The sequence below is a fragment of the Paraburkholderia steynii genome, assembly GCF_900100565.1.
Taxonomy (GTDB): domain Bacteria; phylum Pseudomonadota; class Gammaproteobacteria; order Burkholderiales; family Burkholderiaceae; genus Paraburkholderia; species Paraburkholderia terrae.
In genome coordinates, this window is the sequence record NZ_FNDI01000033.1 from 65,646 (window position 1) to 78,335 (window position 12,690).

The 12,690-nt window shown below is 64.5% G+C and carries 14 protein-coding genes; 1 reads left to right on the forward strand and 13 read right to left on the reverse strand.

Translation table 11 applies throughout. From position 1 onward, the window contains the following. Nucleotides 1-483: 483 nt before the first annotated feature. Nucleotides 484-915 (forward strand): response regulator, encoded by a 432-nt coding sequence (locus tag BLT65_RS38590; RefSeq protein ID WP_042308187.1) that lies wholly within the window; start codon nucleotides 484-486, stop codon nucleotides 913-915. A gap of 386 nt (nucleotides 916-1,301) precedes the next feature. Here the strand turns inward: BLT65_RS38590 and BLT65_RS38600 are convergent, their stop codons facing one another. The 13 genes from BLT65_RS38600 to BLT65_RS38660 form a co-directional block, all read right to left on the reverse strand. Then, complete coding sequence (locus tag BLT65_RS38600; protein ID WP_042308190.1) at nucleotides 1,302-1,511, reverse strand: CsbD family protein; 210 nt, start codon at nucleotides 1,509-1,511, stop codon at nucleotides 1,302-1,304. A gap of 111 nt (nucleotides 1,512-1,622) precedes the next feature. After that, on the reverse strand, nucleotides 1,623-1,835 hold the full coding sequence (locus tag BLT65_RS38605) for a hypothetical protein (RefSeq protein ID WP_042308191.1): 213 nt from the start codon (nucleotides 1,833-1,835) through the stop codon (nucleotides 1,623-1,625). Nucleotides 1,836-1,976: 141 nt separating this feature from the next. Then, entirely contained in the window at nucleotides 1,977-2,834 is an 858-nt protein-coding gene (locus BLT65_RS38610) for a 2OG-Fe(II) oxygenase (protein WP_042308193.1), read from the reverse strand. Between the two features lie 73 nt (nucleotides 2,835-2,907). Next, nucleotides 2,908-3,381 carry a nuclear transport factor 2 family protein gene (locus BLT65_RS38615; RefSeq protein ID WP_091788422.1) on the reverse strand — a complete coding sequence of 158 codons (474 nt, stop codon included), beginning with the start codon at nucleotides 3,379-3,381 and terminating at the stop codon, nucleotides 2,908-2,910. Nucleotides 3,382-3,531: 150 nt separating this feature from the next. Then, complete coding sequence (locus tag BLT65_RS38620) at nucleotides 3,532-4,806, reverse strand: patatin-like phospholipase family protein (RefSeq protein ID WP_091788425.1); 1,275 nt, start codon at nucleotides 4,804-4,806, stop codon at nucleotides 3,532-3,534. Between the two features lie 142 nt (nucleotides 4,807-4,948). After that, nucleotides 4,949-6,412, reverse strand: coding sequence for a vWA domain-containing protein (locus tag BLT65_RS38625; RefSeq protein WP_042308198.1), 1,464 nt, complete (start codon nucleotides 6,410-6,412; stop codon nucleotides 4,949-4,951). 32 nt (nucleotides 6,413-6,444) lie between these two features. Then, a complete protein-coding gene (locus tag BLT65_RS38630) occupies nucleotides 6,445-7,089 on the reverse strand; it encodes a TadE/TadG family type IV pilus assembly protein (protein ID WP_042308199.1) in 645 nt (214 codons plus the stop codon). Nucleotide 7,090: 1 nt separating this feature from the next. Beyond that, nucleotides 7,091-7,618, reverse strand: coding sequence for a TadE/TadG family type IV pilus assembly protein (locus tag BLT65_RS38635; RefSeq protein WP_091788429.1), 528 nt, complete (start codon nucleotides 7,616-7,618; stop codon nucleotides 7,091-7,093). 21 nt (nucleotides 7,619-7,639) lie between these two features. Further along, nucleotides 7,640-8,617 (reverse strand): type II secretion system F family protein, encoded by a 978-nt coding sequence (locus BLT65_RS38640; protein WP_091788432.1) that lies wholly within the window; start codon nucleotides 8,615-8,617, stop codon nucleotides 7,640-7,642. A gap of 52 nt (nucleotides 8,618-8,669) precedes the next feature. Continuing rightward, the gene (locus BLT65_RS38645; RefSeq protein WP_091788435.1) at nucleotides 8,670-9,650 is read right to left on the reverse strand and encodes a type II secretion system F family protein; all 981 of its coding nucleotides are present in this window, start codon (nucleotides 9,648-9,650) and stop codon (nucleotides 8,670-8,672) included. 21 nt (nucleotides 9,651-9,671) lie between these two features. Next, nucleotides 9,672-11,048, reverse strand: coding sequence for a TadA family conjugal transfer-associated ATPase (locus BLT65_RS38650; protein ID WP_042308208.1), 1,377 nt, complete (start codon nucleotides 11,046-11,048; stop codon nucleotides 9,672-9,674). Nucleotides 11,049-11,099: 51 nt separating this feature from the next. Next, nucleotides 11,100-12,302 carry a CpaE/TadZ family protein gene (locus tag BLT65_RS38655; protein ID WP_091788438.1) on the reverse strand — a complete coding sequence of 401 codons (1,203 nt, stop codon included), beginning with the start codon at nucleotides 12,300-12,302 and terminating at the stop codon, nucleotides 11,100-11,102. Nucleotides 12,303-12,386: 84 nt separating this feature from the next. After that, entirely contained in the window at nucleotides 12,387-12,674 is a 288-nt protein-coding gene (locus BLT65_RS38660) for a cyclin family protein (protein WP_042308213.1), read from the reverse strand. Nucleotides 12,675-12,690 lie beyond the last annotated feature (16 nt).

Sequence of the window (12,690 nt, forward strand, 5' to 3'; positions counted from 1 at the left end):
TTGGATAGGCGTGACGCGTGTGATGTCCGCGCGCACGCAGCAACGTAAACCTTTAGCAATCGGTGTGCCTGACAGGTCAATGAAATGCATGAAGCGCAAGCAGGCGCTTGAACGCCTTGCATCACGGCGTTCGTTTGTTAGCCTCTGCGCGGAACCCGCAAAATCCCGGGCAGACGGACACGCCCGACGCTGCTGCGGAGTCAGACTTACAAAGACGCCGATATTTTTTGCTAAACGCTCTTACTTGCAAAACACTTGCGTCGCGCGCGCCATTGATGCCCGCACGGTGCGCGGCGGCTGGCTGGAAGTCCCGCTGCGCATGGCAGCGGGCTATGTGCGGCAGCGCGGCGAACCGTCCACGCAGAGGCGTCAAACGTGTCGCCGACCGGATTGGCACGGGTCATGCGTGCGTGCAAACCAATTGACGATGACGTTTCGCTTGCACCCGAGCCCGGCTGCGAGATCAGAAGTTTGCCTGTACATATGGATTCGAACGCACTATCGGACAGCCGCCTTCCCACCATCCTGCTCATCGACGACGAGCCGGACCTGCTGATCGCATGGGCGCTTCTGCTCGAACTGGAGGGTTTCCACGTACTCACGGCCTTCGAGCCGCGCAAGGGGGTCGAACTCGCGCAACGGGTTCATCCCGCACTTGTCATCACAGATCTGATGATGCCCGGCATGGATGGCGCCGAGGTATGCCGCACGCTCAAGAACGATCCCGATCTCGACGGCATGCCCGTGATCCTGTGGAGCGCGTCGACTGACATTCCAACCGACCTGGATTGCGAATGCACGCTGCACAAGCCGGTTGCGCGCGAGACCTTGCTGGATCAGGTCGATCTGTTGCTGGGCCGCCTGCACGACGGCGCCAGGCCCGTACGCGGCGGGGGCGATGCGTCGTTGAACTAGCGCCAGGCGAGGCAAACGTTGTCGCTGCTCACGCCGCGCGCGCCTCCGGAAAGCAATCCCAACAGTCAATCGAACGCTGCCTTCGCGCAACGATGGGCAACACGCGTTGCGGTCCATCGTCGCAGTTCGCAAGCCATTGCGCCAGCGGCGCGAGCCAGGCGTCAATTCGTTGCACATTCAATCGATAGTCGCACAGCGTCGTCTGAGAGCGGCATCGCCGAATCGATCGTGCCCGCACGCATCGCGCAATCCGACATGGACCCGACACAAAAAACGGGCCGCGTTGTCACGCGGCCCAGCGGGCTTCGCCCGTCTTGTTCGCTCCCTGTGACCGGACGGCCGGGCGGCCATCAACACAACAGAAGCGCCGCCCGGCAACGCCACGATCAGTGATGCTTGCGGTTTTCGCGTGCGATGTCCTTTGCGTTATCCTTTGCGTCTTCCTTCGCATCGCCATACGACTTCTGCATTTCGCCGGCGCCTTGCTGCAGGTCGCCCTTCAGTTCCTGGCTACGGTTGCCCGTGGCCTTGCCGACAGCCTCGTTGACCTTGCCCTTCACCTTTTCGACCGTACCCTTCACTTGATCCTTGTTCATGGCTGACTCCGTCTGGTTACGCCGACGCAACGGTTGCGCCAGTCATCGGGAATCGAGCATTCGCTGTGCCTGAGCTGGGCCGCACAGCTGCCGCACAGCCGACGTACCGTGTTAACAACCGACGGCGGGCGCGCGCGCTTCGAGCGCTCGCAGCAATTCGTCCAGCCTGCTGGCACGCGAGCGTTGCGACGGCACCAGCCGCGCCGCCAGCACGGCGTTGAGCCGGGTGCGCCAGTATGAAAGTGGGAAACGATGTTCGGCGGCCATACGCGCGAGTACCCGCTCCAGATGTTGCAACTCGCTTTCCAGTTGGTAGTTGTCCATAGTTGGTCCCCTGATATTGTTTCGGTCCGAGGGGCATAGGCGTGGCGCCCGTCATGTCGATCGCGCCTGAAACGAGCCACGCATGCGCTGGCCCTTATACAGCACCCGCCATACCCGGATGCACTGCGCATCGCGGGCGCGCTAGACGTACGGGCGCTCACGCATCCATTTCGTCATGATCCACTTGTCGCCGCTCGTGACGGGCGCGCCGCCGTGCAGCGTCAGCGGATCGAGCTGACGGCGCCCGTTCATGTAGCGGAAGTAGATCGCGCCGCCTTGCCGTGCCATCACCGCGAGCCCCGCGTCCGGAAACACCGTCTCGCCGCCGCCCTCGACGTCGCTCAGATAGACGATCAGCGTCGCGACACGCTGGCCGCCGCGCGCCGTGTGCAGCACGCTGCCGTTCTGGCCGGGCGGGAAATAGTCGAAGTGCGGACGGTACTCGCCGCCTTGCCGGTAGTGCAAAATCTGCAGACCTTCCCCGTGCTCGAGCGGCCAGTTCATCAACGCGGAGATGCGGTGGTCCAGCCGTTCGATGAACGCGTCCTCGCAGCGCTGGAACCAGAAGCCTTCGCTGGTGCGCAGCTGGATCACGTCTTCGCTACCGTTGTCGGGATTGACGGTGGTCGAGCGCTTCAGCCGGTGCCGTGCGCGCTCGATCAGCTCGGCGCATTCTTCGCCCGACAGCACGTCGTCGAACGCGATCACCTGCGGACGCTCGAAGCGGATGCGCACCGTCACGTCACGGTCGTACGCGTGTACCGTGTTGCCCGCCGCGACGGGACAGGCATCGTAGTGATAGGCGCGTGTTTCGTCTTCCGGCGAAGCAATGACGCTCGCCACCGCGCCCGTCTCCGATGCCGCGCGGCGCACGATCTCACGCGCTGCGTCGATCTCGAAGCCGCCCTGCACCATCGCCTCGATCATCGATTCCTGCGTACACCCGCGGCTCACGTTGGTCGCGAGCCATTCCCGCCATGCAGCATCCACCTCGCGCATCACATCCCCCGCTGCTCCATTGTCGCGCTACCCGGACCCCGGTCGGGACCAGCTCAACGCGCTCATGCTCCGTTCATGCCGCTTTCGCGCGAAACGCGGCCAGCCCTCGTTTCGCCTGCGCGCGGATCGCGTTCTGCACGAAAGGCGTCCAGCCGAGCAGCGCGCCCTTCGCGCCCAACGCCTGACTGGCCCAACGCCATAGATCGAAACGGTCGTGATGCTCGACGATCAGTCCGTCGCGAAACACGAAACGCGCATCGATCTGGTTGACCACCGTCCTGCCTGTCTGGCTGAACACATAGCTCGCGACCCAATGCGCGCTGCCGCTGTCGGCATCGGCAACGACATGGCTGAAGGCCAGCGTGAACTCCTGCGCACGCGACACCAGCATGCGCCACATGTCGGTCACTTCGCCGCCGTGCAGCGCGACGAACACGGGGTCGCTGAAGGTCACGTCGGGCGCGTAGCACGCTGCCATCGCGTCGACATCGCGCCGCTGGAACGCTTCGTAAAATCGCTCGATCAATGCCGCATTGGGATGAGTCATCTCGGTCTTGTGCTCGCCGTTTTCGTTTTTGCCAGCCGGTGTCAGGCCATATCAGCCTGTGTTTTCCTTAGCCTGCCGCTTCGTCAGTGCCATTCACCCAAGGTACAACACGCTCACGCGATTGCGCAATCGTTCAGATATGTCGCCGTCTTACGCCGCTTCCGGGTCCGAGCGATGAATCGCGATGCCTTCCATCGGGTCCGGCTCCTCGCGCCACGGCGCACGTTCGATCATCCGTTGCGCGTCGGCATAGCCCGCTTCCCAGCGGCGCCGGATGCCGTCCTTCGAAAAGTCGATGTCCTTGTGCATGTCGTCGCGCCCGAAGTTCGGCGCATCGAGCTCGATCACCTGCATCGTGGTGCCGCAGCCCCAGTTCAGCAGTTCCTTGACGGCAGCCGTGTCGCGCTGGTCTTCGGGCAGATGCTTGCCGAGTTCGCGGATCACGTGCCGCAGCCGGTGAATCTGCCGCTGCCGTTCGAGATGACTCTCGGCGCGGCTCGAATACTGGATGTCGCGCTGGCGGCTCATCGCTTGCTGGATCGACGCGGGTTCGTCGCCATGCGCGGGCCACAGTTGCACGGTGAAGATCACGGAACTGTTCCGCGGCCGGTCGTCGAGCACGGCTTCGAGCGGCGTGTTCGAATAGATGCCGCCGTCCCAGTACGCCTCGCCGTCGATGCGCACGGAAGGAAAACCCGGCGGAAACGCCGCCGACGCCATCACATGCTCGACATCGAGCGGTGCGTCGCGATTGGTGAAATAGCGCATATGACCGCTGCCCACGCTGACCGTGCCGACCGTCAGCCGTGTCTGCTTGCGGTTCAGATAATCGAAATCGATCAGCGACGCGAGCGTCTCGCGCAGCGGCTCCGTGTGATAAAACGCCGCCTGCTCGATGCCGACGGGCGCATGCAGCGCGAGCCATGCGTCGGCGCGCGGCGTGAAAAAGGCGGGCAAGCCTTGCGCCATGATCGACAGGTTGCGCAGCCACTGCTCGTAGCCGGGAATCCATGCGGCCCACGCGGTGGCCAGATACGCGGGCAGACCGAGCGCGGCGCAGGCGGGCGCGCAGGCCGAAAGCCAGTCCGGCGCTTGATGCCCCGTCCACGTGACGCGGTCCCAGAATGTGCGCAGGCGGCTCATCCGGTCTTCGGGACGGTTGCCCGCGATGATCGCGCCGTTGATCGCGCCGATCGACGTGCCGATCACCCAGTCGGGCTCGATCCCGGCATCGTGCAGCGCTTCGAACACGCCCGCCTGATAGGCGCCCAGCGCGCCGCCGCCTTGCAGCACGAGCACGACCTGGGCGTCGATCTCGGGACGCGCGGACGCGCCACGCGTTTCTTCGCTCTTGCGTATCCCCGTGGCGGCGCGCGAGGCCTGCGCAGAATGCGCTGTCGCGTGCGCCGCGGTTTTCTTGACCATCGTGCTTCTCCGTCGAAAAACGAAGCGTTCATCTGGAGACCTGCGGCCGCGCCGCAGGCAATCACACGATAGCGCACCTTTATTGCGCGCGCACTTCAAGGCGCGCCTGTCACGGCAACGCCACATGTCACCGCTCCCGCCGCTACTTGGCGATGCGCAGGATGGCCGACGCCAGTTGCGCGTAGCACGGCTTGATGTCGTCGGGTGTCGCCGCGTAGCAGTACACGCCAACGGGCTGCTTCGCGTCATAGCAGCGGCTCGGGCCATCCGCCACGTTGGCGATGCACTTGAGAATGTCCTGACCGAGCTCGCCACTGCCCGCGCCCGTCTTGGTCAACAGCGACGGGCCGTAGCCGAGCGCGAAAACAAAGATGCCTTCCGCGCGCGCTTTCGCCGCCATCATTTCCATCAGGTTGCGCGCCGCGTTGTTCACGTTGTTGAACTTCGTCGTCATGGCGGTGACTTGCGCGGGGGTCGGCTTGCCATTATTCACCGTGCCGATAATGGGCATCTGGCCGTCGACCGGCCGCGTCAGCGTGCCCGCGGCGGGCGACGCCGATGTAATGGGCAAGGTGGCTGAAGCATCCGATGCAGCATGCACGTCGTAGGTGGCGGGCAGGCTCTTTACGTTGTCAGCATACTTGTCGTAGCAGCTGCTCTGCTGGTTTTGCGCCGTCATGCTGTCGAATGCGCCAGGGTTGCCACTCCAGCTGTTCGTATCCTTGCCCGTCGTGGACGGCGGACCGTCGCTCGTCATGATCGTGTATTTGCCCGCTGCGCACGTCGTGTTTGCTGCCGCGAACGAAGCCGCGAAGCTGTTCGGCGCGCCGTCGGAAAAGAACACGATCACGCGCAGGCTGGACGGCTGCGTGATGACGTGATCTAGCTGGTACTTCGCGTTCCAGATCGCATCCACGGATGCCGTATTGCCACCGAAGCTGTAATTCGTGATCTTGTTCGTCATCGTCGTGCGGTCGAAGCCGCGGCTCTGGTCGCTCTTGAACGGCACGTCGACGACCGTGCCCGCCGCGAAGTGCATCAGCGCCACACGGTCGGTCGACGTATTGAAGTTGTTGAGAAACGCCGTCGACCCCGAGCGCACGGCCGCCTGCGTCTTCGTGTCGCTCATCGAGCCCGTCACATCGACCACGAACGACAGATCCAGGTCGCGCCGGATCGCCTCGCCCGTGGTCGCCACATTCAGCAGCTTGAAACCCTGCATCTGCATCAGCGTGAGCGGCACGCTCGCCTGCGCGGCGAGATCGATGGTCACCGTGCCCTTGTTGATGTTGACCGACGGCGCACTGAGCGTGGCCGTCGAACCGAGAAAGCCCTGCGGATAGTTCGCGTCAAAGAACGCATTCGCGGCCGTGGTCGCGTTGGTGATCTGCTCGGCCTGGGTCGAGCCGCGCGTGACGGCCTGGCCCGCCGCGACCAGCGCACCGTCCACCGCCGAATCCAGCCGCGCCTTGACCATGTAACCGAGGCCCGCGTCGATCGCGAGTCCCGCGACGCCGAGCAGCGCGATCAGCGACACCGCGACGAGTATGCTCACCGAGCCTTGCTGGCGCCTGAGCGCGCGTGTGTTTCTTTTGAATGTTTTCATTGCTTCCCCCGGTGCTTCGAACTGCTTGACCTTCAGAACACGCTCATCGAATACAGGTTCGGCGACAGCGCGGGCGTCGTGATGCCGCCGCCCAGGTTGATCGCGCCGATCAGCGGCTGCTGCACATAGAAGCTTTCGACGGCATACGCGATCTGACCGTCGGACAGCTTGCCCTTGAGCAGATCGACCGCTTGCGCCGGCGTCTTGCCGCCGAGGCCGTTGCACGCGCCGCTGCCGTCCGTGGCCCACGAGGTGCCCGCTGACGAGCAGTTCCAGATCTTGCTGGCCGCGCCGCCGTCGCTGCCGCCCGTCCATTTCCATTGCGCGACAACTGTCCCCGTGCAGCCGTTGCCTTTCGCGTCGCAGCCTTGCGAGCCCATGATCTGCGTGATGTAGATCATGCCGTTCGCGCTCATGTTGAGCGGCGGCGTGGTGGCCGCGAGCGACGACATGATGGTCTGCATCGGATAGGTAGCCGCCGCGCGCGACGACAGGTTCGCGCCTTCGCGGCTCACGTTGATGAGGATCATCTGCGCCTGGATGTTGCGCGCGATGTCGTACAGCGGCAGCGCGATGCCCAGCAGCAGCGGCAGCAACAACGCAAACTCGACGCTGACGATCCCTTTGGCATTGCCTCGTGCGTAACGGCGCCCCTTGAGCCGTGGTCTCGTCTTCATGTCAGAAGCCCTCGTTGCGCATGGTCGCGGCGACGCTGAAGTTGAAGAAGCCGCCGGGAAAGAACGAGCGGATCATCGGCGTGATCATCGGCCACGCGCAGTTGATCTGCAGCACGACGATGTCGCCGGGATTGCCGAACATGCTCGAGCTGTAGCTCGCGTCGCTCGCATAGCTTTGCGCCTTGCCGCTGTTGACCGTGATCGCGTAGCTCGGATTGACGAGGGGATACAGACCCATCGACTGCTCCCTGATCTCCTGAATCACGGCGAGATAGCGCTGCGGACTTTTCTGGTTCGGGTCGAGACCCGTCTGCCCCGTCACCGCGTAGCGCGCGCCCTCGCGCACCGCGTATTGCATGGTCAGGTTCACCCACAGCGCGACGCCGAGATCCATCACCATGCACAGCAGAAAGAACAGGATGGGCGCGATAAACGCGAATTCGAGCGTCGCGACGCCAAGCTGCCCACGGCGGCGTCCCTGCGAACGCCTCGCGCGCGACACTCTCAGATGAGGACGCGTGGTTTTCATCGTGTCTCTCCCGCAGTGGGTTCAGTGCATGCCGCCCATCGTCGGCAGCAGTTGCCGCGCGACCTGCATCGCAGCGGGCCCGATCAGCACCATGATCAGCGTCGGAAAGATGCAGAACATCAGGGGAAAGAGCAGCTTGAGCGCGATCTTCGCCGCCTGTTCTTCGGCGCGCATCCGGCGCTTGGTGCGCAGCGCGTCGATGAACACACGCAGCGAATCGCCGACGCTCGTGCCGAAGCGGTCCGCCTGAATCAGCATCGAAGTGAGCGTGTCGATGTCCTCGACGCCCGTACGCAGCGCGAGATTGCGCAGGGCCTTGTCGCGGCCCGCGCCCGCGCGCAGTTCCAGCAGCACCAGCTCCAGCTCCTCCTTCAACGCGTGGCTCTTCACACCGATCTCCTCGGCGACGCGCTGCATCGCCGCGTCCAGCCCGAGGCCCGCTTCGACGCAGACGGTCATCAGATCGAGCGCATCGGGCAGGTCTTCGAAGAGGCTGCGCTGGCGCTTCTCGACGAGACGGCTCAGCACCACGTTCGGCAGATAGAAGCCGAGCGCCGCCATCAAGAGCGTCGCCATCAGCAGGAATTTCTGCGCGTCGGGGCCCGCGAACAGCGTGACGCCGAGCAGCGCGAGCGCGGGCAGCACGAGCGCGAGCAGCGTCTTCGCGGCGAAGTAGATTGCGGGCGCGACTTCGCTGCGCATGCCCGCATTCGCGAAGCGCCGCCGCAACGCGGACTTGTCCCAATCGTCCTTCGGCAGTGACAGCTTTGCGACGTGTTGCGAGACCTTCGTGACTGTCTCCATCCACGCCGGGCTGTCGTCGGCGTCCGCACCCGGCGTGCCTGATGCAGCCCCCATCGCACCCGCCGCCGACGACGCCGCAATGCCGTCGATACGGCGCTTCAACGGATCGGGACGCAGCAGCGACATCGCCTTCCACGCTGCGCCGAACACGATCGCAAACATCGCGGCCAGTACGGCAAGCTGTTCGGTTTCCATGATTTCCCCGTTTTGTTGCGTTCGTTTTATCTGTTCGCGTCTTTGTCGGCTGCTACACGCGGATGCGCACCGTCTTGCGCAGCCACAGAATGCCGAAGAACATCATCCCCAGCCCGAGTCCCGCAATCTGCTGGCCGGTCGGGTCTTCCCAGAACACCTTGCAGTAGCCGGGGTTCAGCACCGACAACGCGGCGATCACGATGAACGGCAGCAACCCCAGAATCCACGCGGACAGCCGACCTTCCGCCGACAGCACGCGCACCTTGGCGAGCAGCTTGAGCCGTTCGCGGATGATGCCCGCGATATTGCCGAGAATCTCCGCGAGATTGCCGCCCGCCTCGCGCTGGATCAGCACGGCGATCACGAAGTAGCGCACGTCGTCGACGGGCACGCGGCTCACCAGATTCATCAGCGCGTCGTTCATCGACACGCCGTAGTTGATTTCGTCGAAGGCGATACGGAACTCGCCGCCGAGCGGATTGGGCAACTCGTCGCCCACCATGCCGAGCGCGGCGGGAAACGAATGGCCGGCGCGCAGCGCGCGGGCGATCAGATCGGCGGCATCGGGCAACTGGCGTTCGAGCTTGACGATGCGCTTCGCGCGCTTGCCGCGCAGATACGCGAGCGGCAGCAGCGCCGCCGCGCCCGCCACCACGAGCGAAATCGCAAACGGCAGATGCATCGCGCCGACGCCGAACACGAGCCCCGCGCCCCCGAACGCCACCGTATAGCCGACGAAGCGCCCGACCGACCACGTCAACCCCGACTGCTGCAGATACAGATCGAGCCGATGCACGCGCGGCATGCGCAACAGCATGCGCGTGAGTGTCGGCGATTCGCTCAACAGACGCTGCTTGAGAATCGACATCTGTTCGCCGCTCACGTGGCCGCCCGCCGACATCGCGCGAATCCGCGCGTCCGTGCGCTTGACGACCGGGCCATGGCGGCTGTTCCAGTACAGGTACACGCTCTCGATCAGCAGCACGATCGCGACGAAACCGAGGACCGCGAAAGCCAGCAGTGTCGTATCCATGTCCGTCTCCAGAAAAGCGCGTCAGACTTCGAAACGCCGCGACGGATCGAACATCTGATCCGGCAACGCGAGACCGAACGAGGCAAGCCGGTCGGCGAACTTGGGCCGCACGCCCGTCGCGCAGAAGTAGCCCTTGACCGTGCCGTCTTCCGCCACACCCGTGCGTTTGAACGTGAAGATTTCCTGCATGTTGATGATCTCGCCTTCCATCCCGGTGATTTCGGAGATGCTCATCAGCTTGCGGCGTCCATCCGTCAGACGCGACGCCTGCACGACCACCGTAATCGCCGATGCGATCTGCTGACGCATCGCCTTGATCGGCATTGTCAGGCCCGCCATGCCGACCATGTTTTCGAGGCGCGTGAGCGCGTCGCGCGGCGTGTTCGCGTGCAGCGTCGCCATCGATCCTTCGTGGCCTGTGTTCATCGCGTGCAGCATGTCGAGCGCTTCCGCGCCGCGCACTTCGCCGAGCACGATGCGGTCGGGGCGCATCCGCAGCGCGTTGCGCACCAGCGAGCGCTGCGAGATTTCGCCCTTGCCTTCGATATTCGGCGGCCGCGTTTCCAGACGCAGCACGTGTTCCTGGCGCAGTTGCAACTCAGCCGCATCTTCGATCGTGACGATGCGTTCGTCGTTGGGAATGAAGCCCGACAGCAGGTTCAGCATGGTCGTCTTGCCGCTGCCCGTGCCGCCTGAGATCAGCACGTTGAGCTTGGCCTTGATGAGCGCTTCGAGCAGTTGCGCCATGGCGGGCGTGAAGCTCTGGTTCTTCACCATGTCGTCCACTTTCAGCGGATTCACAGCGAAGCGCCGGATCGACACGAGCGGCCCGTCGATCGCGGAAGGCGGAATGATCGCGTTGACGCGCGAGCCGTCGGGCAGGCGCGCGTCGACCATCGGCGTCGATTCGTCGATACGCCGCCCGACGCGCGACACGATGCGCTCGATGATCTTCATCAGATGCGCGTCGTCGAAGAACGTGATGTCGGTGTGCTCGAGCTTGCCGCGCCGCTCCACGTACACGTGGCGCGGCGTGTTGACGAGTATGTCCGACACGGTCGGGTCGGCGAGCAGCGGTTCGAGCGGGCCGAGACCGAACATTTCGTCATGCACGTCCTGCGCGAGGCGGCGGCGCTCGAGCTCGTTCATCGGAATCTTGTCTTCGTCGACGATGCGCTCGACCAGTTGCGCGAGCTCGCGTTTGATCTGCTCGGGCGTCAGGCGTTGCAGCTTGTCGAGTTCGACACGGTCGATGATCTTCTCGTGTACGGTCATCTTCAGTTGTTGATACGCGCGGCGCGCGGCGATGCTTTCGGCGCTGTTGCCCGCTCCGGCCGCAGTCGCCGCGTCGAGCGGCATCGATCCGCTCTGCAGTCTCAGTTGATCGCGCAATGACATGGTGTCGCTCCCCGGTTCCTGTTGTGTGGCGCTCTCGTCAATGACCCGGCGTCAATGATTCGTCTTCAGTTGCGGCATGTCGCGCGGCTTCTGCGCGAAGAGGCGCGCGAGGCCGCCCTTTTTCTCTTTCTGTGGCGCGGGCCACAACGTGTGCGCGAACGCGACGATGTCCTGCGCGAGCGCGCTGCCCTTCGCGATGCTCATGATGGGCAGCCCCTGATCGAGCGCCGCGCCCGCATGTTTGTCGTCGCGCGCGAAGCGATGCGCGACGCCCATGCCGAAGCTCTGCTCGAACGCCTGCAGGTTGACGGGCGCGTGCTTGTCGTACTGGTTCACGAGCACGCTGACCTTGCCCGTCGCGTAGCCGAGTTCCTGAAAGATGTCGAGCATGCGGCGGCCCGTGCGCAGATACAGCACGCTCTGGCGCACCAGCATGCAGATGCGGTCGCTCTGGTCGAGCACGTGGATCGCGAGTGGATTGATGCCGAGGCCAAGATCGACGATCACCGCGTCGTACTGCGAGCGCGCGAGCGTCAGCACGCGTTCGAGCTGCGCGGGGCGCAGTTCGCCTGCGCGGATCGGATCGCCCGCGCCTGCGAGCACGTCGAGGTTGTCGTTCACGTGCATCACACAGGAATCGAAGAACGCGTTGTCGAGCCGGTCGATCTGCGCGCACAGATCGGCGAGCGTCGCGGCGGGCGTCTGGTCGGACATCAGCAGGCTCGCGTCGGCGAACTGCTGGTTCGCATCGACGAGCAGTACGCGCTTGCCGCGCTGCGTCGCGAGCGCATGCGCCAGGTTCATCGCGATGAAGCTCGTGCCCGTGCCACCCTTGCACGATGTCAGCGCCACGACGCGCCCTTCGCGGCGCGCGCCCGCCGTCTTCTTGCCCCACACGTGCGAAAGTTCAGAGGCGAACGCCTGCGGGTCGAGCGGCCACGGCAGCACATGGCGTACGCCTGCGCGCATCGCGGCCATCAGCAATGCCGTCGAAGGCGCGGGCGTCACCAGCATGCAGTTCAGTTGCGGCACATGCGAGACGGCCTCTTCGATCGACGCCATGTCTTGCGGCTCAAGACCGACATCGTCGACGATCAGCAGATCTGCCGACTTGATCGACGCCGCATGCGTGCGCAGGTGCCGCACCGAGCCGTGAACGGCCCGCACGCGATGCGCGACGCCGCATCCTTCCAGCAGTTGCTCGATATGGCGCGAGCGGTCTGGGCCCGATGAGATGAGGAGGATGTCGATCATGTTCAGTCTCCGCGTGCGGGGCGTGGGGTTTAGTGCGTTGTTTCTGTTGCGGTTGCGATCGCGCCGCGCGTGCGGCGCACTCAATCAGTTCGAGCCGGGCAGGCCGACCGCGAACACGTTGATGGGCGGCGGCGGCGCCGTGAACGACTTCGCGTAGTTCTTCTGGATCGCGTGGGCCGTCGAGCCGTCGACACCAGCCACCGGGTCGGTGTTCATACCCGCGTTCGGGTTCAGCGTCTGCATTTCCTTCAGCTGCGAGACGGAACTGCCGAACGTCTCGTCCCAGTGCGGTGTCGAGGTCAGGCAGCCAGCGAGCGTCAGGCTCGCCGCTGCGCACAGCGACGCGCGGATCAATGTCTGGATGGTTTTCATATCGGTCTCCCGGTGT